Origin of the sequence: Corynebacterium casei LMG S-19264 (assembly GCF_000550785.1) — a bacterium.
Lineage (GTDB): Bacteria > Actinomycetota > Actinomycetes > Mycobacteriales > Mycobacteriaceae > Corynebacterium > Corynebacterium casei.
The window spans coordinates 41,120-60,215 of the sequence record NZ_CP004350.1; the positions used below are offsets into that span (position 1 = coordinate 41,120).

The 19,096-nt window shown below is 56.9% G+C and carries 22 protein-coding genes and 2 pseudogenes; 16 read left to right on the forward strand and 8 right to left on the reverse strand.

Annotated elements, in window-relative coordinates; genetic code table 11:
* The first annotated feature begins 19 nt into the window (after window positions 1–19).
* A complete protein-coding gene (locus CCASEI_RS00215; protein ID WP_229255147.1) occupies window positions 20–745 on the forward strand; it encodes an aldo/keto reductase in 726 nt (241 codons plus the stop codon).
* Here the strand turns inward: CCASEI_RS00215 and CCASEI_RS14570 are convergent.
* From CCASEI_RS14570 to CCASEI_RS00235, 3 genes and pseudogenes are all read right to left on the reverse strand, one after another.
* Window positions 746–1,997: pseudogene (locus CCASEI_RS14570) on the reverse strand (IS256 family transposase).
* 183 nt (window positions 1,998–2,180) lie between these two features.
* Complete coding sequence (locus CCASEI_RS15670; protein ID WP_081748445.1) at window positions 2,181–2,621, reverse strand: transposase; 441 nt, start codon at window positions 2,619–2,621, stop codon at window positions 2,181–2,183.
* Between the two features lie 218 nt (window positions 2,622–2,839).
* Window positions 2,840–3,901 carry a hypothetical protein gene (locus CCASEI_RS00235; protein WP_025386825.1) on the reverse strand — a complete coding sequence of 354 codons (1,062 nt, stop codon included), beginning with the start codon at window positions 3,899–3,901 and terminating at the stop codon, window positions 2,840–2,842.
* On the opposite strand from CCASEI_RS00235, the gene CCASEI_RS00240 reads away from it, so the two are divergent.
* The 13 genes and pseudogenes from CCASEI_RS00240 (at window position 3,900) to CCASEI_RS00300 (ending at window position 14,620) form a co-directional block, all read left to right on the forward strand.
* Window positions 3,900–4,505: a type 2 periplasmic-binding domain-containing protein gene (locus CCASEI_RS00240; RefSeq protein ID WP_025386826.1), complete on the forward strand. Its 606-nt coding sequence runs from the start codon at window positions 3,900–3,902 to the stop codon at window positions 4,503–4,505. The genes CCASEI_RS00235 and CCASEI_RS00240 overlap by 2 nt on opposite strands.
* Window positions 4,506–4,751: 246 nt before the next feature.
* Window positions 4,752–5,771, forward strand: coding sequence for a formamidase (locus tag CCASEI_RS00245; RefSeq protein ID WP_006821241.1), 1,020 nt, complete (start codon window positions 4,752–4,754; stop codon window positions 5,769–5,771).
* Window positions 5,772–6,898: 1,127 nt separating this feature from the next.
* Complete coding sequence (locus tag CCASEI_RS14255) at window positions 6,899–7,261, forward strand: hypothetical protein (RefSeq protein WP_050808088.1); 363 nt, start codon at window positions 6,899–6,901, stop codon at window positions 7,259–7,261.
* Window positions 7,262–7,624: 363 nt separating this feature from the next.
* Window positions 7,625–8,029, forward strand: coding sequence for a hypothetical protein (locus CCASEI_RS00260; protein ID WP_143341350.1), 405 nt, complete (start codon window positions 7,625–7,627; stop codon window positions 8,027–8,029).
* Window positions 8,030–8,131: 102 nt separating this feature from the next.
* Window positions 8,132–8,290: a helix-turn-helix transcriptional regulator gene (locus CCASEI_RS14575; protein ID WP_225868413.1), complete on the forward strand. Its 159-nt coding sequence runs from the start codon at window positions 8,132–8,134 to the stop codon at window positions 8,288–8,290.
* A 103-nt stretch (window positions 8,291–8,393) separates the two neighbouring features.
* Complete coding sequence (locus tag CCASEI_RS00265) at window positions 8,394–8,798, forward strand: hypothetical protein (RefSeq protein WP_025386828.1); 405 nt, start codon at window positions 8,394–8,396, stop codon at window positions 8,796–8,798.
* A gap of 150 nt (window positions 8,799–8,948) precedes the next feature.
* Window positions 8,949–9,644 (forward strand): LppP/LprE family lipoprotein, encoded by a 696-nt coding sequence (locus CCASEI_RS00270; protein WP_006822415.1) that lies wholly within the window; start codon window positions 8,949–8,951, stop codon window positions 9,642–9,644.
* 162 nt (window positions 9,645–9,806) lie between these two features.
* Entirely contained in the window at window positions 9,807–10,274 is a 468-nt protein-coding gene (locus tag CCASEI_RS00275; RefSeq protein WP_220387250.1) for a glycoside hydrolase family 19 protein, read from the forward strand.
* A 65-nt stretch (window positions 10,275–10,339) separates the two neighbouring features.
* Window positions 10,340–11,591, forward strand: a pseudogene (locus CCASEI_RS00285) (IS3 family transposase).
* A gap of 78 nt (window positions 11,592–11,669) precedes the next feature.
* Entirely contained in the window at window positions 11,670–11,837 is a 168-nt protein-coding gene (locus CCASEI_RS14885) for a hypothetical protein (RefSeq protein WP_006821236.1), read from the forward strand.
* A 98-nt stretch (window positions 11,838–11,935) separates the two neighbouring features.
* The gene (locus CCASEI_RS00290; protein WP_159461462.1) at window positions 11,936–13,333 is read left to right on the forward strand and encodes a glycosyltransferase family 87 protein; all 1,398 of its coding nucleotides are present in this window, start codon (window positions 11,936–11,938) and stop codon (window positions 13,331–13,333) included.
* 537 nt (window positions 13,334–13,870) lie between these two features.
* Window positions 13,871–14,023: a hypothetical protein gene (locus CCASEI_RS15150; protein ID WP_169731168.1), complete on the forward strand. Its 153-nt coding sequence runs from the start codon at window positions 13,871–13,873 to the stop codon at window positions 14,021–14,023.
* Window positions 14,024–14,122: 99 nt separating this feature from the next.
* Window positions 14,123–14,620, forward strand: a complete 498-nt coding sequence (locus tag CCASEI_RS00300; RefSeq protein WP_025386831.1) for a hypothetical protein — start codon at window positions 14,123–14,125, stop codon at window positions 14,618–14,620.
* A gap of 621 nt (window positions 14,621–15,241) precedes the next feature.
* Here CCASEI_RS00300 and CCASEI_RS00305 read toward each other — a convergent pair.
* The 5 genes from CCASEI_RS00305 to CCASEI_RS00325 are packed head-to-tail and all read right to left on the reverse strand — an operon-like array spanning window position 15,242 to window position 17,420.
* Window positions 15,242–15,841: a DUF2461 domain-containing protein gene (locus CCASEI_RS00305; RefSeq protein ID WP_051461173.1), complete on the reverse strand. Its 600-nt coding sequence runs from the start codon at window positions 15,839–15,841 to the stop codon at window positions 15,242–15,244.
* A complete protein-coding gene (locus tag CCASEI_RS00310; protein ID WP_006822438.1) occupies window positions 15,838–16,185 on the reverse strand; it encodes a TfoX/Sxy family protein in 348 nt (115 codons plus the stop codon). Before CCASEI_RS00310 ends, CCASEI_RS00305 begins: the two co-directional genes overlap by 4 nt.
* 14 nt (window positions 16,186–16,199) lie before the next feature.
* Window positions 16,200–16,559: a nuclear transport factor 2 family protein gene (locus CCASEI_RS00315; RefSeq protein ID WP_025386832.1), complete on the reverse strand. Its 360-nt coding sequence runs from the start codon at window positions 16,557–16,559 to the stop codon at window positions 16,200–16,202.
* Between the two features lie 41 nt (window positions 16,560–16,600).
* On the reverse strand, window positions 16,601–17,035 hold the full coding sequence (locus tag CCASEI_RS00320) for an SRPBCC family protein (protein ID WP_006822436.1): 435 nt from the start codon (window positions 17,033–17,035) through the stop codon (window positions 16,601–16,603).
* Entirely contained in the window at window positions 17,028–17,420 is a 393-nt protein-coding gene (locus CCASEI_RS00325) for an ArsR/SmtB family transcription factor (protein WP_225868414.1), read from the reverse strand. The genes CCASEI_RS00320 and CCASEI_RS00325 overlap by 8 nt, the downstream gene beginning before the upstream one ends.
* Window positions 17,421–17,900: 480 nt before the next feature.
* Between CCASEI_RS00325 and CCASEI_RS00330 the strand changes: the two genes are divergently transcribed.
* Both CCASEI_RS00330 and CCASEI_RS00335 read left to right on the forward strand, forming a co-directional pair.
* Entirely contained in the window at window positions 17,901–18,305 is a 405-nt protein-coding gene (locus CCASEI_RS00330) for a hypothetical protein (RefSeq protein ID WP_025386834.1), read from the forward strand.
* 451 nt (window positions 18,306–18,756) lie between these two features.
* On the forward strand, window positions 18,757–19,092 hold the full coding sequence (locus CCASEI_RS00335; protein WP_006822433.1) for a DUF6968 family protein: 336 nt from the start codon (window positions 18,757–18,759) through the stop codon (window positions 19,090–19,092).
* Window positions 19,093–19,096: the final 4 nt, after the last annotated feature.

The window sequence follows — 19,096 nt, forward strand, 5'->3', positions numbered from 1 at the left end:
ACCCAACATGATCGCGGGAATGATGCGCATCGGAGATAAGACTGATGCGGAAATTCGTGAGCTTTATGATTCCGCGCGTGAAGCGGGCGTGAGCTACTTCGATCATGCGGATCTTTATGGTTTCAACTTTCCTGATGGTGGATACCACCTGTGTGAGCGTAGGTTTGCAGAAGCCGTGAAGCTTTCTTCGTCCGAGCGCGAGGGCATTGTTTTGCAGTCGAAGACAGGAATCGTTGAAGATCCGTGGGGCTATGACCAGTCTTATGAACACATTGTTGCTTCAGTAGATGAGTCCTTGAAATCATTGAATATGGACTACCTTGATGTGCTGTTGCTGCACCGTCCCGATGTACTGGTGGAACCAGAAGAAGTAGCGCGTGCCTTTGATGAACTTGAGGCAGCCGGCAAGGTGCGTGCCTTTGGCGTATCGAACCACACTCCGCGTCAGATTGATCTGCTCAAGACTGCTGTGAAACAGCCACTTCTTGTGAACCAGGTGCAGTTTTCTATCACGCATTCTTCGTTGGTTGCGCAGGGGATGACATCCAATATGACAACGTCGGATGATGCGTTTACGCGCGATGGTGGCGGTCTAGTGGACTACGCGCGGGTGAATAAGATTACGCTGCAGGCATGGTCGCCAATTCAAATAGGCCATGAGCCAGGCATTTTCTTAGGTTCCCTAGACTATCCGGAACTCAATGCTGAGATTGAAGGTGCTGTTGCAAACAGGAATTCCAGATAACTAACTATTTGTTAGTGTGCAGCGCAACGCTGGTACCGGATCCGCCGTTTTCGTCGAAACGCGAGTTTGCAACAGCACCGTCTTTGTCTGCTTCAGACTGGTCAACGACATATAGCGTTTCTGCTGAATCCAGTCATCATGCTGTTCCGCGAGTACCGCCCCGACCAGACGAACCACCGCGTCCCGGTTTGGGAAGATGCCGACGACGTCGGTACGCCGGCGGATCTCCCGGTTCAACCGCTCGGTCGGATTATTCGACCAGACCTTCGTCCACACCGCCTTCGGGGCGTTCGTGAACGCCAGCAGCTCATGCAGAGCTTCCTCCAGATAATCCGCCACCTGCGGGAACTTTTCCTGACAGAACGCCACGACCTCCCGGGCCTGCTTCCATACTGCGTCGGCGTCCGGCTGCTGAAAGATCGTGTGAAACATTGCCGACAAGGTCGGCCACTTAAGTCTTCGATACCAAGCCAGAGAGGTTCTTCGAAAAGTGCGTGCGGCACCGCTGCCAGGACGCATTCGGTAGGATCTCGCCGATAGCGTGCTGGATGCCCAGGTGCGCGTCGTTGGTGACCAGGTAGACCTGATTAAGACCCCGGGCCTTGAGGTCCCTAAAGAAACCCGTCCAGGAGGCCACCGACTCTGCGGTGGCGACCTGCATACCGAGTAGTTCCCGGCACCCTTCGGCGTTGACCCCGGTAGCCAACAACACCGAGGTTTTGACGACGCGGCCGCCTTTGCGGACCTTCATGGTCAAGGCGTCACAGGAGACGTACAGGTAGGGGCCGGTATCCAGCGGCCGGCTACGAAAATCCTCGACCATAGAGTCCAGGTCTTTGGCCATCTCGGATACCTGTGACTTCGAGAGATTGTTGATGCCCAGTGAGGCGACCAGGTCGTTCATCCTGCGGGTGGAGACACCCTTGAGATAGCAGGTCGCGATCACCGTGGTCAGGCGCGTTCGGCCCGGGTGCGTCGTTCCAGCAGCCAGTCGGGGAAGAACGACCCTGCCCGAAGCTTCGGGACCGCGACATCTACGGTGCCAACCCTGGTGTCGAGGTCGCGGTGACGGTAACCGTTGCGGACGTTGGTACGGGCGTGGCTGGTGGTGGCGTAATCAGCACCGCAGATCTGGTCTGCTTGGATGGACAGGAAAGCCCTGGAGCATCTGTCTCATCAAGTCCGGGGAGGCTTGAGACAGCAGGTCGTCGAGATAGGTGGTCGGATCGATAGAATAAGGGCCAGCGGCCATCGTGGGTTCCCTTTCGAGGAGATGCAGGAGTTGATTCGAAAGGTGACTTTGGGGGTCGCCCACGTCTCCCATGGGGCCCTCACCGACAGCTACAGATACACCACGCTAAAGGACGTAACCGAGGCGTCGCCGGCGGGTGGAAAGCCGCAGATTTCCAGGCGTAGTACGAGGACCGGTTGATCCTCAGAACTTGGCACAACCGCTTGACCTGATAGAGGTCTCGGTGGTCATCAACGAATCGGAAGCGGCTCTACCTGGTCGTCTCTCCCGCGAAATATTTCGCGGCCTTGGCAGCAGGATATCGCGCTCGGTTGAGAGTTTCTGCGTCTCCGAGCGCAGGTGCTGGACTTCTTTGCGCAGGCGCAACAGCTCGTCGGTGGGGTCTTCGGCGGTGCGGCTGGGCTGGACGCCGCGGGCCTTGCGGGCGGCGTAGACCCAGTTCTTCAGCGTCGCCCGGCTGATCCCGAGGTCCACGGCGATCGAGGAGAACGAGGCGCCTGTGGTGTCCTCATAGAGTCGGACCGCGTCCGTCTTGAACTCATCGGTGTAGGTGTTCTTCGCCCATGGTGGTTTCTCGCATTCTCCGGCCCATTTTGGGCCGGGGTCAGCGTGTCCACCAAACAGGGGACGGCCCCGTAGTCTTGCTGGTGGGACTGTTTGTTTGGTTTTTCTTCACACATTAATCGAAACAGGCAGTCCCCTCTTTATGTCCCCGCGACACGCCCCAGAGCGGCGATCGGACTGCGAGCGCTAAACCCCTATGAATAAGCCTCAATCCCCACAGGGCGCTCATGATGTTTATCCGGCGGGCAGTCATGCCCCATGTCTTGGCTTGGTGAGAATTAGCAGTTGTTCTCGTTGGCGTCTTGGCGTTGTTTGAATCGTTGTGCCAGGCGTTTGCCGTGGGTGAGTTCTCGAATGGTGTCTTCGCTATCGAAATTCGATCCGAGAGCACCCGCAACGGTGCCCATCGAGGCGCTGAGCCAGGCGATATCAACGTAGTTCCCGAGGGAGGCTTCCGCACCGATTTTCGATGACATGAATCCGGATTCGATGACACCTATTCCCCCGATGAAGATCCCGATAAATAGTACCAAGTAGAGCAAGATGACCGACAGCAGGAGAGTGGCCACGGTGGAGGCGTTATACATGGCGGCTTCGGTCAGGTCGCCTAGTTTTCGTGAATGTTCCCACAACCTGTTGGTACCGATCAGCCAGAGCACCATGGTCACAATGACCATCGCGGTAATCAGACCCAGTCGCCAGCTGGGCAAAGCGTCCGCCATTTCCCAAATTGAGGAGTAGAAGATGCCGAACGCCCCAGTTCCCGCCGCGGCAGCGAGTACTCCAGACAACTTCGATACCGCCGACAGGGGCTCATTGGTACGTACCATGCCCAGGACCAGTCGGAGTCTGCCCGGTCGCCACCAGGGAGAGGTGATGTAGACGGACCGGCCGGAACGAGACTCCTGCTCGTAGACCACCCCGGAGTCGGATGTGTGCTGGTCGGTTCCGGGTGTCTGCTGGTCGGCGAGAGCGTCCAGGGAGTCGAACAGTACATGGCGAAGTCTCTGGGTCACGCCCTGCCATCCCAGTGCTGGTAGGGAAATGATGACCAGACCTTCCCCGTAGTGCAGCGCGGCGATCTTGGGTTTTCGCCCGGCACGGCGGGGGATTTCGGTGACGATGGCCAGTAGATCTACGTCATCGTCTCGTGCCCATCCTCGAACGGTGTCGAGATCGAGCGTGCCATCTGGGCGCGCTGGGGTTCGACTTTTGTGGTGGGAGAAAAGATATCTGCCGACAGTTTTCTCTCCGTCATTGCCATCACCGAGGACACGTGAGACGGTGCGGGACGGTAGGCCAGGGTCGGCAAAAATAGCAACGCGCAATGGTTGGTTCATGAGGGCCATTATTCGGAGGAACCCACTATTTCACAACCTGCCTGGGCCGACGCTGGTGCGCACTCACGGCGGTGCCGAAATCGAAGGATTCATCAGTCTCGAGCAAATGAGCGCCGAGCGCTTTATACGGATCAAGTCATCGATTGGTCATGATGCTCCAGAAAATCTATTACTGAAGGCCGGCCTGCAACTTCAAACTGGAATCATCGGGACGACGGTAGCGTCGGTTCCTGGCGTGGTGATGAATTCAGAGCTACTCGGCATCATTCCTAGCGCAGTGGTTGAGAGCCTTGGCTGGTCCGACCGGATACAGATTTTGCCCAATCCGACCAGTGCTGAACCTATGGAAGTGTCGTTGATGTCAAGGGTGAAGCAACGCCGAACGAGGCCACAGAGGTGCTGTTGCAAACAGGAATTCCAGATGACTAACTATTTGTTAGTGTGCAGCGCAACGCTGGTACCGGATCCGCCGTTTTCGACGAAAACGCGAGTTTGCAACAGCACCACTTTGAAACAGCACCGATGGAAAAACCTGGGACACTTCAAACCGTACAGATTTAATCTGTCCCCCAACAGGGCGCGCTTGCTGTGGTTTTCACCCTAAGGGTTAGAGGTCTTGGAGGGTAGCAGTCTCGAGCAAAAAGAAGCTCTGGTCTATTTTGATGGAGATTCGGGTAGCTCCTTTTAGATGTTCTTACTAGGGGATGCTCTGGATGCTAGGGGTCATACTTCTCTTGGGGAAAGCTTGCCGACTTCTATTACCTATAGCACGACAGTTATTGGTGTATGGTGGACCCTAAACTGGGCACCCATCCAGTTTCCGTCCGTTTTATCTAAATGAGGAGTTTTTGTGGGAAGTACAGGTAGCGTCAGCGCAAGCCCCGATGGAGTCTTGACTGCATTGATCCAGTATCCGGTTCCGATTGTCAGTGGGCCCGAGGACATTGAGAAGAACGTCGCACAAATCTGCCGCACAGTCGCCAACACCAAAGCGGGGTATCCAGACCTCGATATCATTGTTTTTCCTGAATACTCCACCTCCGGCCTTAATACGAAGATCTGGTCCTATGACGAGATGCTCTTGACCCTCGATTCGAAAGAGGTGACGCAGTTTAGGAATGCCTGCCGCGAGAACGATGTTTGGGGAGTCTTTTCCATTATGGAACCCAACGACACTCCCGGTCTCGCGCCCTATAACACTGCCATAATCATCGATAACAAGGGAGAGACGGCTCTCCATTACCGTAAGCTCCAACCATGGGTTCCGATTGAACCCTGGTACCCAGGTGACTTGGGCATGCCTGTGTGTGAGGGGCCGAAGGGCTCAAAGCTTGCAGTGTGCATCTGCCATGACGGAATGTTTCCGGAGCTTGCCCGTGAAGCAGCTTATAAAGGCGCGAATATCTACATCCGTATCTCAGGTTACTCAACGCAGGTCAACGACCAATGGATCCTTACGAACCAGACCAATGCTTGGCAAAACCTCATGTATTCGGTGTCTGTGAATCTGGCTGGTTATGACAACGTTTTCTACTACTTCGGGGAGGGAACTGTCTGCAACTTTGACGGAAACGTCATTCAGCAAGGACAGCGGAACCCTTGGGAGATTGTCACGGCTGAACTCTTCCCCAAACTGGTTGACCAGGCGAGGGAGAATTGGGCGCTGGAGAATAACATCTATAACCTCGGCGCGCGGGGATATGTTGGAAAACCCGGAGGAGAAAGGGAAAATTACCTCACCTGGGTCAAGGACCTAGCAGGAGGCGAATACCACGTGCCGTGGGAAGATAAGATTCGAATTACTGACGGCTGGAAGTATTACCCTAACGGTGGTCAGTACGGCCCAATGCCCGAGGAATTAAAGAACTAAGCTGCCTCAATGAGGTGGGGTTGGTCTGTCTGTCAGCGTACTCTTCCTGAAATCAACGGTAGTACTTCTTTCGGCACGGCCGCAACTAGACTAGACTTCGAAAATCATGTCAGCGCCCCTTTGTGGGCGCTTTCTTTATGCCCTGGTCAGACTGCGCATATTTACCATCACGCATAAAAGGCGTGCGCATATTTACCATCACAATAGCAGTTATTCACAGCCTTTAAGCTGGGGATTTTCCTATTCTTCCTGGTGGCCTATATCTATATCCGGTAAAACTATATCCGCAAAGGCAAAGCGAGGACACAACCGCTAACGCAAGTAAGTAGACAAAGTCTCATCGAAGCTCCCGGGTCAAGATGCTCCTATAGTGTGTCAAGCGGTTTTCAGGAATTTTTCGTAGGCCGACGCCAATTCCGTCAACGGACGTTTTCCAGTCTCGATGTCACTGATCCTAGCCGGGGCGCACCCTAAATGTTGCGCTACGTACACATCTTTGGAACACCAAGCTGCAGAGCTCTACAAATACCTAAAGCAAGTCCCGTGGGAGCGTGCAGAATGCTCCCACGGGACTTGCTTTAAAGTTAGTTTATTCGGTGCTGTTGCAAACAGGAATTCCAGATAACTAACTATTTGTTAGTGTGCAGCGCAACGCTGGTACCGGATCCGCCGTTTTCGTCGAAAACGCGAGTTTGCAACAGCACCGTCGGGATTACTAACCCGCCATTCAGAGTTGCAAGAAAGCCGCCAAACAAAGCTGCAAGTCACAACTTACCTCACTCAAATACCGCCTAGTATGGGTACACATAGATGAACAGCCATGGCCACACCCAGGAACCACCTGGGTATCCGGAAGGATAATCCGAACCACAACTACTCCCCCTGAATATAGACACCCCCAGACGGGGGCCAATAAAGAAGGAATAGTAACGATTCTGCAAAGTCTCACCAATGGAGCAAACGGCACACCTAACCTGCTGTGATCCACATCACCAAACTAGCTCAGCGAATCATGATGACACAATATTATACGTACACTTCTTATATTTTATTCGGAAATCTTGCAGGTCACATTTAACCCGTATAACGTGGTTCAGCAAATGACCGCCCAAGAAGAGGGACCGAAAATGAAGAAGAAACTAGCGGCAGTTGCAGCGTTGACTTCTTTGGTGGGCGGCCTAGCCGCCTCCCCCAGCTACGCCTCCACAGTCGAGCCATCAGGATTCGAAACAGGTGCAGTTGTTCAACTCGTCGACCTGGACAATCCCTCCGAGAGTACCCCGGAAGCTTTCGCCACAGCACCCAGTTGCGTGGTGGCATATAAAGAATTGGGCGCGGTACAGGTCGAAAACAACTGCGGCATGGACCTTCGAGTGAAGGTAATCATCGCCTTTGGGCCTGATTCCGCTTGCAAGAATGTCGTGGCAGGAACCAGGACAAACATTCACTTCGCCGGAGCGCTGAAGATTGACAGAGTGGAGTTGTGCTAATGTTCCTCCCGAAAAAGGCAATGAAGCCCCTCGCCGCAGTAGGCCTATGCGCCTCGTTGACCTGCGGCGGAGCCGCCACCGCCCTTGGATCACCCGCAACTACCGACACAGCTGCAAATCCAACAGCCAGCACTCTGGAAAAACCAAGCAATCCTGTTGAGACACAGGACGACTGGGATAACGTCCTCAACTTCTTCGACACCGAGAATCAGTGTCTGACACATAAGGATATCCTCGAGGCAGCCAACCCAACCTGGGGTAAGCTAAGGTGCATTTACAAGCCACTAGAAGCGCAACCGTGGTGGTTAGTCCGAAATGGGTAATTGGAACCCGGGAGACCCGGCCCCCTCGATAATTCGCCCCGTGCCCTCCGGAAGCATCCCCCTTGAATCCGTAAAAGAATCAGCAAAGGGTGTTTTTGAAGAATGGAGCGGATCGAAAATATCACCCGATGAATCAGGTGTCGAACTATGGTCGCGGAGCACCATAGACTCAATCGAAAAGAAAACTTTCCCCTCGAGCGATGAGGATGAGGTCAACAGGGCAGCTCTACTCATTGGGGAGATTATTGTACGGGAAACAGGAAGCGAATGGTCCTCCTACACTTCAAAGGACGATAGCACCGGAGAAAGCGTGGACTTCTTTGGGGTAACCCAAGGAGGTGACGGAGGCTTATCGGCGGTAGGGAACTGGGCCCGTATGGCAAATGATGGGAGGTTACCTGGACCGCTTTCCGATCTCGTTATCTCAAGTTTCCCGAAGAGGTAAGCGGGTTGCGGGTCACTTTAAAGTGTGACATGAATAGGGGTTATCCCTGCATCTCCGAGGTCAGCAAGCCGACTTCCCGTCCTGGTGAGGCCCCTTGTGTCTATGAAGTTCGCTTTTCTCAGCATGCTCTCCGAGCACCCACGCAGTGTCGGAAAGCTAAAGACTGATTTCGAAAACCGCACTCGCAACACCTGGCCAATCAACATCGGCCAGGTGTATCAGACAATCAAGCGTCTCACCCGGGAAGGTCAGCGATGCTGACGTTGATCGTGTCGAGAAGGGTATTAAAGCCAGCAAGGGCCGTGAACAGGTCTTCCCCAAGCTGAACCCGCTAGCAGCAAATGTTACGGGAGAGGGTCTGACTGTGAAGGTCAAGATTGTCAAACAGGCCGAAGCGCTCCCCGTGCGCTTGGTTCGTGACGGTAGCGATGATGAGGTAGATGAAGCAGCAGCTGTGCGAGAGGTGGATCTGCAGAAGAAGTTCCACTGGTCGTTCTACGATCTGGCTGACAAGCTCGGTATCACTAGGCCTCGCGCCACTGCACTTCGGCGACACCTCGGCATCGACAGCAGACCTGACTACGTGCATGTTTTCGAGTTCGGCTCTCAAAGGCACAATCGCTACTCTGATAACGCCCTGACCCTGATGCGGGACACTCTGGAGCAACTAGACATGGACGAGATCTGGAAATATCACCGGCCCCGGAATGGAGGAAATCCACGTCCTGCCTGTACGCAGCCGGGTTGTGCGAACACCGAGGCTTCCTAGCGGATCGGTGGGATTCAGGATGTAATGGTGCCAGAGGTGTGTGGTGTTTTTCCGCGATAGACCAGCATGGTGCTGCACTGCTTCTTCGACGAGAGGTGTCCGGCCCTTCTTCGACGAGAGGTGTCCGGCCCGAAACGTACGGTGGAGTCCATGAGGAACATCAGAACACTTCCAAGAACCGCGAGTGCTGGCCTGATCGCCGCTGGGTGTGCAGCATCCCTTCTGGTGGGCTGCTCGTCAGATGATGGGGCCGGGGAAAGCACCGAAACGACCGTCACTGACACGATCACTCAGCAGCCAGCTAGCACGCCATCACAGCCAGAAAGCGCCACCGGTCGTGCGCCAACACCAGACGGAGGAGCGGGCGATGGCTCCTGCGCAGATGCTGCGGTCACTAACCCGCTCGTCGGGGAACAGCCGATCCCGGTGCATTTTGCCAACGTTGACGACTCCGATGTCAGCTTCTACTACACGGCGACGGAGGGCCAACCAGACCCCTGCACCCCCTTGAGCTGGGTGAAGCTCGCTGGAACCAACGGAGCAGGAGGCCCCGGAGCAACCGCCGGAAGCGACAGGGAGACCGTTGCTCTGTTCGGGGACGGGCGGCTGATCACCGACCCGGCCCCTATTCTCGCACGTCAGATCGAATCTATCGAACAGGTGGACGATCGAACTGTCCGAGTCAACTACGCGTTCTATACTGAAGCTCCAGCTGTACTGAACGAGACGGACGCCGGTAGTGCGACCTTCCATTGGGACGGTGACCAGCTAGAAGTCACTGAAAACACGCTGCCTGCAAGCCAGAACGATACGGCGGAGACGCTCGATATGAGCGGCGTTATGTAGTTCACCTGTTGCATCCAATCGAACATCTCGCTACTGTTGGCGTCGTAGCATTCGAACACATGTTTGGAGGTTTACATGGATGCACAGACACTCAGCGCCGCCATGGGAGGCAGCGTTGATCAAGCGAGATACGAACAGCTCGTCGGGCCGTTCAACAAGGCGATGCGGGATGCCGACATCACCAACGTCAACCGGGCCGCGATGTGGTGCGCACAGGTCGGTCATGAGTCCAGCGGGCTGCTCTACTCTGAGGAGATCGCTGACGGATCGGAATACGAGGGCCGTGAAGACCTCGGCAACACTCAGCCAGGTGATGGTCCCCGCTTCAAAGGACGCGGTCCGATCCAGCTGACCGGTAGGAACAACTACACCCAGTGCTCGCAGTGGGGTTTTGAGCAGGGGATCCTTCCCTCTCCGACGTTCTTCGTCGACAACCCTGAGGCGGCGGCGTCCGATGAATACCTGTTCGTCGGATCGGTCTACTACTGGATCGTTGCTCGCCCGAATCTCAACCAGCTCTCCGACAATCAAGACCTCGAGGGAGCAACCCAAGCAATCAACGGCGGATACAACGGTCTGGAAGACCGTCGCGCCCGCTACCAGAACTGCCTGAACCTCGGAGGGACCTGACCCCTGTTTGGTAGACATCTAGATTCTCGGCCGTTAGGTCTGGGAGGAAAGGTATTCTACCTACTATGCCTAAGTTCTATTCTGAGCAATTCAAGCGTGATGCAGTTGCTCTATACGAAAACAATGAGAACTTATCTCTGGCTGCTGCCGCGGCCGAACTGGGAGTCAATCGGGCCTCATTGCATCAATGGAAAAAGGAATTCGGCACCGGCAAGAAGACACGCATGGCTGAGGCTAAAGCCCAGGCAGAAGCTGTATCTGATGCAGAACGCATACGTGCATTGGAAAAAGAAAACGCCAAATTGCGTGAAGAGCGAGATATTTTGCGTAAGGCTGCGAAGTATTTTGCCGAAGAGACACGCTGGTGCTCCGCTTCCAGTTTGTCGAAGACCACCGCACCGAATACTCGGTCAAGCGGATGTGTGAAGTCTTAAAGCTCACACGCTCATCGTTTTACAAATGGAAAGCCACGCGCGCTCGCCGCGATGGGCGTACCTGTGCTGACGGTCTGCTTGGGGCCCGTATTGCCGCAGTCTTTGAAGAAGAAAAGGGATTGTATGGCGCTAAACGCGTCACTGCCTCGCTAAACGAAGACAAAGACTTTGCCAGAGTTAATCATAAAAAGGTTGCCCGGATCATGAAAAACATGAAGCTACGTGGCTTTACTAAACGCCGTCGGTGCGTGACAACCAGGCGAAACACGAAAAATCCGGTTTTCGCAGACCTGGTGAAACGCCGGTTTCATGCCAACGCAGTGAACCAGGTATATGTCGGCGATATTACATATTTGCCCTGTAAGAACGGTACAAATATGTATCTGGCTACGGTCATTGACTTGTACTCGCGCAAGCTTGCTGGCTTCGCGATTGCTGATCACATGCGCACCAGCCTCGTGATTGAAGCTTTAGAACACGCCAATACGGTACGTGGTGGGCTTGACGGTGCCATCTTTCATTCAGATCACGGCAGTGTGGGCGGATTCAATCGGTGGTCGCAACACCAGGTTCTTGGGCCGATGGTAGCTGCTCTGTGAATACCTCGTCGGCGTTTGGTGCATGCTGTAGCGAGTTGGGCGTGACCCAGTCCATGGGCGCGGTTGGTACCAGCGCTGATAATGCACTGGCGGAATCATTTAATTCCACGATGAAAAGAGAAGTCCTCCGCGATAACAAAGTCTTCGCCAATCCGCTGCAATGCCGCCAGGAGGTATTCCGCTGGTGTATCAGATACAACACCCGACGCCGACATTCATGGTGCGGACAGATATCACCGGATGCCTTCGAAGCACAATCCGCTACACTATCTAAGGCAGCATAACTGCCCCCAACCTGTCTACTTTTCAGGGGTCACGCCCGAGAAGCACTGCTTCCCGACAACAACGAGGAGGAAATCGACATGGCAACAGTCGAAGACATCAACTTCAAGCTCGACCTCATCCTGGACCAGATGGCCGGCCCGGAGAAGGATCAGGACGGCAACCCCGCATGGACCGGTTGGTCCCAGCTGGGTCGCAAGACCCTGATCGACGCTATCGCTGACATCCGTAACCGGGTGCTGCGCTAGAAAATGTACGTGCCCCTCGGGGCGCGTGACTACCTACCCCGACGGCCTGTCATGGCCGTGTGGGGTCTTGTGGCGTTCTACAGATGGGTCCGAACTTCATGCCGATTCCTGCTCCTTTTACCCGCAGCCAGTCTGGTGCTGCGGGAATCACTTTCCGCACCGACCGCGAGCGTCCCCGGATACTCTCCGGGTACGTGCTGGTGTTGTCTGTCTTTGCCGGTCTGGTCAATGCGTTGTACTGGAGCGGCCGGCAGCAGCCTGATGACTGGTCATCACTGTGGATCGCGGGGATCCTCGTCAACAACGGCAACAGCGACCACATCTACGACTTCGACCCCACCGACTTTGCCGCCTGGTCTGGTTCCGCCTGGCAGGAGGTCATCGTCACCAACGACCTGTCTGCCGCTCCTCATCCGTTCGTCCACATTCCTGGCGTCGCCTACGCCGTCGCCCCTTTTACTGACGTGCTGAGCTTCGAGGCTTCCGTCGTATGGCTCACCGCTCTGTGCGGAGCATGCCTGCCCCTTCTTGTTAGCGCGTCATGGGCACTGTGGTCACGGACCACGGTGCCGCTTCCCGCACTGCTGGCTATCACCGTGGCAGCCTGGTACGCCACCGCGTTCCAGTCCGGTATGTGGCTTGGTCAGACCACTCCGATCATTTTGTGCATGACAGTGTGCGGTATCGCCTACGCCCGCGACCGCCCGGTCGCTGCCGGCATCGTGCTCGGCCTGGCCGGGATTGTGAAACTGACGCCGTTGGGTCTGATCCCCTTGATGCTGTTGTTCCGTCATTATCGACGTGGTGCAGCAACTGCTACGGCGACGGCGGCTTTCGTCGCACTGGCATCCCTGGTCGTTGGAGGGGGTGGACTGTTCGGCACATGGATCGACAGAATGCGTTGGTTGTCTGCTCATGTCGTGGTCACCGGGTCCAACCGGTCGTTCGCCTCGGCGGTTCTACGGGACAAGCCTGACAACGGTGGAGTGGCTCCTGTTGTTGACGATGTCCCCCTGTGGGTGTCGGTGATCCCGATCCTGGTGGCAGTTGTGCTTTTTGCCGCCATTGTCTGGGCCGCATGGCGGCAACGCCGGTGGGCCGCCCCGCTGGTTCTCATGGGTGCATACGCCATTGCGACGATGGCGTCGAGCCTGTTGTGGAACCACTACCTGCTGGTATGTGTTCCCCTTGTCATCGGTATCGCCGTGTTCTCACAACACTTCGAGACACGGCTGCGCACAGTGTTCATGGTGCTGTCGGTGGTTGCGCTACTTCTGCTATATCCACCGCTCAACGAACAGGTTGGAGCAGCACAAGCCGAGGATGGCCTGGCGTTGCCGTGGGCTGGTTTCACCGCTCTCGTGGTGTTCATCGGCCTACTTGCTGCGTCCGCAGCAGCACTGCCCCGGGCGCAGCGAGGCTCTCCGCCAGGGCCGGGGAGCACGGCGGAGACGGAGCACCAGAGCTCTGGAAGGCATGCGAAGAGCACGAGCTAGTCGTAAAAGAAGAGGGACACCGGGGTGGACGTGGTCGACTCCCCGCACAAGGGGCGGCCACCGTCGTCGACAGGGTTGAATCATGATGTGCCCCGCCGTCGCAGACGCATCCCCGGTCGTTGTGCGCAGAACTGCGCACAACCGGCAGCGCTCGGAGCGGGTGGCGTTGTGATGTTCGTGCAGGATAGGCCGCGCATAAACGGTAGCGCCTGGCCCTGCGCAGAACTGCGCACAACCGGCGGCGGGAACCTGTGTCGGCACGCTCACCGCTGCTCCATCGCACTTGTGCTTGGCACAGTGTCTGTCACGGGTACAGATGATCGAACGTTTAGAAGACAATCTTCCCAGCCCCAAGGCCCTTCACCCCGACAAGCCTTGGAGTTAGACCACGGAACGCGTGACACCCCAGCAGTCCCGCCGCGACCGCTCGCGCTTCTTAGGCCGTTGTCAGCAACACCCCACAAAGCCCTACTCGGCCCTGGCGGGAAAGGTTCACATATTCATACCGTGGCAGGCGCGAAAATTACCCTTATATCTATGCCGACCGAAGATGAGATCGATGAAGCCCGTACCGCTAACGGTGGGTGGACAAAAGACCAGTTAGCTGAGTGGGGAGTTTCGTGGCCTCCTCCGCGAGGACGGAAAGAAGGTCTAGTGGAGGAGTCGAAGGGTTTAGAGCATGAGAAGTAGTGTGCAAGTTCGTTTCTTTGGGTGCGCTTGGAGAGGCGGTTTTACGGAAGAGAGCGGGGGCCAGACGGGCCAAGTAGCGTCCCGGGGTGGTGAATCTGTATGGCCGCTCTGCTTCTGACGGTCGCTGCGGTACTGGGCCTCGTGATCGTGGCTAATGCGACGGGCGTGGCCTCGGTGGGCTTCGTTGTCACAACAACTCTCCTGGGCTTGGGGCTCGCCCCCTTTGTCGGCGACTCGCTGGAGCGCCATATCCCGAGCTCCCAGTGGGATCGTATCTCTCTCTCGCGAGACGCCAGTCGCCGATGGGGAGTGGAACTATTCAATGCCTTTCTCTCATGGATTGGGTGGAACAGGCTTATATTCTCCCTGCGGAGAGGTCAGGCATCCGGGGCGATGAAGGGCTGGGAGTCGCGACCCGTGAGGGCGGCGGCTGCCGGCCATGCATGGGCGTTCCTACTCCATGCAGTTACCGCGGTCTGGGCCAGTGTGGCCGGTGGATGGGTGTCCCTTGTGCCTCTCCTGACGGTCGGGGTCGTCTGCCACCTCTATCCGGTCCTGCTGCAGATCCATGTGCTGACCCGATTGAGGGAGAGGTAAGGCCGATGGCGGGGAAATATACGTCGTATTAAGTACGCGACGCTGTGCGTGACGGTTGGGACGAGGATTCCTTGCGGGCTGCGCGCGACTGCAACGTGCTTGACGAAAATCAATCTCGTCTTTGGTAACCGGGCGCTTACTGGTCGCGGAGGTGCGCTGCGGCAGTCGTGGCCGTTATTAGTCCGCGTTCTTCTGCCTCTATGGCGTTGTTTGATTTGGAATAGTCGTGTGCATATCCAGCTATGTCTGGTGCCTTTCGATTGCGTGTTTTCAGTAAATAAATCACGGGCGCTCAGTGGGCCCTCGACGTGGATGGGAGCGTGTGGCTCGGAATCGGGCGGTGGCTCGTGGTCGCCGTCGGCCTCGCGGCCGCCGGCTACGGGCTCTTCGCCTCTGTCCGCTGGGTCGCCAGGTTAGCTGAGACCTGGAAGGGTCGCGGGATGCCAAAGTGGCCCCGGTTGCGTGGTAAATGACCTGCCTGCGCGGGGCCGGGCCGATGGGCACCCCTGCGTGCTCTGACAGTCAGGATGGCGCAACGGGGGTGCCCAATGTTCAGTGCTGCTCTTGTGGCAACTCACCGAGGTGGGTCTCGAGCCAAGACTTGAGTGGGTCAGCGCCGTGCTAGACGCGGCGGATTGCATCAAGCGTCCGAGGAGAGTGCATCCAGTCATCCTTCGGCCATTCCTGAATGACAGCAGCGCCTTTCCATCTCAGGTGCCGGATTCGCGGATGGTTGGCGGTGTATCCGCGCGGCGCGGTCTTGAGCGGATCCTCCGCCCCGTGGGAAACAGAGAGGGATCGCTCGGCGAGGGAATCCACCAGTTCCTCAAACTGTGACCCGCTCTTCTCGTTGTCGATCGCGGCGCGGTACCGGCGCAATTGTTCGGGAACCATTAGCATGGCTCCGTACCCAGTGACGATGCCCGTCGCGGACACTTCGAGGTAGTAGCCGACCCCGCCGACAGCCCGGGCTTCGCTGGTAGCCCCGGTCCAGAGCTTGTAGGGCGACTTGTCCGTCGAGAACCGCACGTCACGGTTTGGGCGGAACATGCGCAGTGGTCCGAACTCGTCGGTGAGCTCACTGAGTAGCGCATGCATTGGTGTACGGACATCGTGTTCGTAGCGGTGCTTGTTCGTCTGCCAGAACACTTTCGAGTTGTCCGCCTGCAACTCGGTGAAGAACTCGAACAGACCTCGTGGAAAGCCCTGAAACGAGCTCATTGATGCCCGCCAGTCACGGCCCGGTTGTAGTCCATTGCGATCCCGATCCAGGACGCCAGATGTTCGTCGTCGCTGATCGCATCGGCTGCGACTTCGATCCAACCCGGCCCCATGTCTCGGCCCGGCCCCATCTCCGCCTGTACCGCCCCCGGTCTGCTCAGGAGTTCGTCGTGCTGGTCGGCATCGACCCGGACGAGGAGCCCGCCGTCTTTCAGGGCGCTGACGATCATCTTCTCGTTCACCATCACGGATCTGCCGCCGAACATGGAGACCTCGCGCACCACTGGTTCGTCGGCGATCAGAGTACGGACGCGTTCGACGAGGACGGTCTGGTCGGGAGTCATGATCTGCCGCCGCTTCAGGCCTGCTCGGGCGGGCCGTAGGAGAGCCGGTCGAAGATCAGCACGCTCTCGGTGATCTTCGCGTCCTTGACGGTGAAGAACTCTGCCGCGGGAGTGGAGGAGGTCGTCGCGGTCTGCGGGTAGTAGAACAGTGCCACGCGGTCTCCGTCTACGAACTCGGCGATGTCGCCGATGCCGGTGAGCATCGGGGCGAAGCCGCCGATGAACTCCTGGTATGCGTCCATGCCATCGAGGTCGACGCCGGGAGCCCGGCAAGTGATGTCGTCGGCGACGTAGCTCATGGCCGTGTTGATGTCGCCACTCGTCCACGCGCGGTGGTACTTCTGCACGGTGTCGTAAGCGGTGTCCTGGGTCATGGGATTCTCCTTGGTTCGTGCCGCGGTTGCGGCGGGGGTGGTCAGTCAGGGAGCGGCTGCCAGCCGTCGGGCCCGGCGTCTCCGCCGGCTCCGACGACGGCGAGGCGGGGCAGGAAGTTCGCCCAGCCGTCCGCGTGGCCGCGCACCTCGGTGTCGGGCAGATCGGAATGGCGTAGATCGACTCGAGTCCCGCCGCCGATCGGGGTGGGGCGGAACTCGACCTTCGATGCTCCCGCCGGAAGGTCCTCGCTTCCCGCGAAGCCCCAACTCATCACCACGCGGCTTGGGGGATCGATATGCAGGTACTCGCCCCGCACCGGGTGTCCAGCGATGTCGACGGCGAACTTGCCCCCTGGCGTGGGGTCGAGGTCGGCGTACTGCCCCATCCAAGCCGTCATGCCGCCGTTCGTGATCAGATACTCGAACACCGTCTCCGGTGGAGCACCGATGTCGATGGAGTCTCGGAACTCAGCCACGAGGATCCTCCTGCCGCGACTCAATGACGGTCTTGAGGGCAGCCAGTTTCCCCGGCCAAAAGTCGTCCAGGTACGAGCGCACCGCCGCCAGGCCATCAGTGTCAACCGCGAACAGATGGCGCGTGCCCTCGCGGGTGCCGATCGCGAGCCCCGCCTTGCGAAGCACTCCGAGATGGTGCGAGGCAGTCTGCTGAGAGAGTCCGACCTCCTCAGCAACCACTCCGACTGGCTGAGGGTCGGCACGAATCACACGAAGGATCGCCCGCCGGTTCCCGTCCACCAGCGCACGCAATGCTAGGTCAAGGTCGACCACTGCCTCGGCACTCATCACAGCCCCTCTCGTTCGGACTATCTCAGAGTAGCACAAGTAGACATTTGTATTCATGCCCATAGGTGAAGAGATTGGTTCAGTTAAGATCTCTCGAACGTCTTAATCCAGACATGCGCTACTGGATGCCCGTGGATGTCGAGTGCGGTCGCGCCCTTTATCTCGTTTGTGATTACGGATTGTATGGCAGTGATGTCGCGAGTCTGAGTGGTTACTGTGTCGAGGTCGAGGGGCTGGCACATTGATTGGCCTTGCGCCGTTTCTTGCGTCCGACTCTGACAAAGATGATGAACGTCAGTAGCCCGACCGACATCACGCCGATTGGTACACACCGTTTGCAGATAATCTGACCCTCGGTTCAGGCTGCGCCTGAATTTTCCTACACACCTCATGCACTAAAGTGCTGAGCCGCAGGTAGGAGGAAAATAACCCCAACGAATAGTGCGCTTGGTGTGGCGGGAATGGTGACGCGAAGCGTCACTTTATCCTGCGGTTTTGGGCAGTAAGTTTATTACGTACGTGCGTTATAATTGCGGTATGAACGCTTCCGAAGAATCCATAAAGTGCGCCTGGTGCGGTGGAAAAATTCCGCCGCGAATCGACCCACGGGGACGCAAAGCGCGCTACTGTAGCGGCGCTTGTCGCGCGGCAGCCACCCGCGAGCGTGCTCGTAAAGCTCACCAGGACGAACTCAAACGCGCCCAGGAATGCGCACAAGATTCTTTCGTTCTGGGCAATCCAAGCGAGATTCTGGCGACTGTTGTCACAGAAATAGACGCAACTACACGTCTTATTCGCGACCGCGGAGATGTGCCCGCCAGTTGCGAGGAGATGGTCAACGCGGCACGCGCACTCGTCGCAGCAGCCGAGCAGCAGGCACCGCAAACATTGACGCGTCAGCAGCGCCGCCGGCTAGCCCGCGAACAGAAAAAGACACGGTGACTGAGGAATATATGTTTGATGTGACGGTGCACCACAGCCAGCGCTACTTCTCTAAATGCTGTTGATGCCCCCTTCAGAGGGGGAACTCCGTCAAACCATGCTGCTCCGGTAGCGGGAACTGCTGGGATCAACTATTGATACAGGTATCCACTAAACCTAATTTTGGAGGCTTCTCTGTCATGCGACACAAACTGCGGGTTCTCACCATTTGCGCAACTAGCGCCGCAACTCTCTTCGTCGGAATGCACACGGCCGGTGCTGCGCCCGTTTCAAACGTCTCGCTGGTTTCTAATCCAAACTTCATTCCTTATGGTCATAAAGAAAATTGCGACAAGTTGTATGAAAGCCTTTCCCGAAAGTGTCGAGTGATTCCACATCCAGCAGGCCGTGCGCTTTGCTGGGCAGCAGCAGCGGCTACGTATGCTGACTGCTTGCGCTAGGTAGAGCTCACATGGCTTTTATCGAAACTCCAGTGCTTCAACGAGTTCTTCAAAAACTTGATGGAAGCAGCATTGAGATCCTTGTTAGTGCACCTGTCCTAGAGGGACAAGATTGGTTTACAAATTGGTCTATAAAAGGCCTGGAAGACGGTGATGTAAACCTGAGTTCGGGCGGAATCGATTCAATGCAATCGATGATGTTCGCATTATCGGCGATTGGCGATCGTATTGCTGCTGAGCAGCAAGAACTGTTGTTCATGGGAAGCGAATCTCTACAACTTCTCAGGACTGCGCCACCCATAGAACCCGATCTGTGGTCGGCGTCTGTGCAAGCTCCTACAGCTTAGAGTC

Excerpts from the sequence above, each read along its gene's own strand:
- CCASEI_RS00215 (WP_229255147.1), top strand. The coding sequence starts at position 20 with ATGATGCGCATCGGAGATAAGACTGATGCGGAAATTCGTGAGCTTTAT.
- CCASEI_RS00240 (WP_025386826.1), top strand. The coding sequence starts at position 3,900 with ATGAGGGCCATTATTCGGAGGAACCCACTATTTCACAACCTGCCTGGG.
- CCASEI_RS00235 (WP_025386825.1), bottom strand. The coding sequence starts at position 3,901 with ATGAACCAACCATTGCGCGTTGCTATTTTTGCCGACCCTGGCCTACCG.
- CCASEI_RS14255 (WP_050808088.1), top strand. The coding sequence starts at position 6,899 with ATGAAGAAGAAACTAGCGGCAGTTGCAGCGTTGACTTCTTTGGTGGGC.
- CCASEI_RS14575 (WP_225868413.1), top strand. The coding sequence starts at position 8,132 with ATGAAGTTCGCTTTTCTCAGCATGCTCTCCGAGCACCCACGCAGTGTC.
- CCASEI_RS00270 (WP_006822415.1), top strand. The coding sequence starts at position 8,949 with ATGAGGAACATCAGAACACTTCCAAGAACCGCGAGTGCTGGCCTGATC.
- CCASEI_RS00275 (WP_220387250.1), top strand. The coding sequence starts at position 9,807 with ATGCGGGATGCCGACATCACCAACGTCAACCGGGCCGCGATGTGGTGC.
- CCASEI_RS14885 (WP_006821236.1), top strand. The coding sequence starts at position 11,670 with ATGGCAACAGTCGAAGACATCAACTTCAAGCTCGACCTCATCCTGGAC.
- CCASEI_RS00290 (WP_159461462.1), top strand. The coding sequence starts at position 11,936 with ATGCCGATTCCTGCTCCTTTTACCCGCAGCCAGTCTGGTGCTGCGGGA.
- CCASEI_RS15150 (WP_169731168.1), top strand. The coding sequence starts at position 13,871 with ATGCCGACCGAAGATGAGATCGATGAAGCCCGTACCGCTAACGGTGGG.
- CCASEI_RS00300 (WP_025386831.1), top strand. The coding sequence starts at position 14,123 with ATGGCCGCTCTGCTTCTGACGGTCGCTGCGGTACTGGGCCTCGTGATC.
- CCASEI_RS00305 (WP_051461173.1), bottom strand. The coding sequence starts at position 15,841 with ATGAGCTCGTTTCAGGGCTTTCCACGAGGTCTGTTCGAGTTCTTCACC.
- CCASEI_RS00310 (WP_006822438.1), bottom strand. The coding sequence starts at position 16,185 with ATGACTCCCGACCAGACCGTCCTCGTCGAACGCGTCCGTACTCTGATC.
- CCASEI_RS00315 (WP_025386832.1), bottom strand. The coding sequence starts at position 16,559 with ATGACCCAGGACACCGCTTACGACACCGTGCAGAAGTACCACCGCGCG.
- CCASEI_RS00325 (WP_225868414.1), bottom strand. The coding sequence starts at position 17,420 with ATGAATACAAATGTCTACTTGTGCTACTCTGAGATAGTCCGAACGAGA.
- CCASEI_RS00330 (WP_025386834.1), top strand. The coding sequence starts at position 17,901 with ATGAACGCTTCCGAAGAATCCATAAAGTGCGCCTGGTGCGGTGGAAAA.
- CCASEI_RS00335 (WP_006822433.1), top strand. The coding sequence starts at position 18,757 with ATGGCTTTTATCGAAACTCCAGTGCTTCAACGAGTTCTTCAAAAACTT.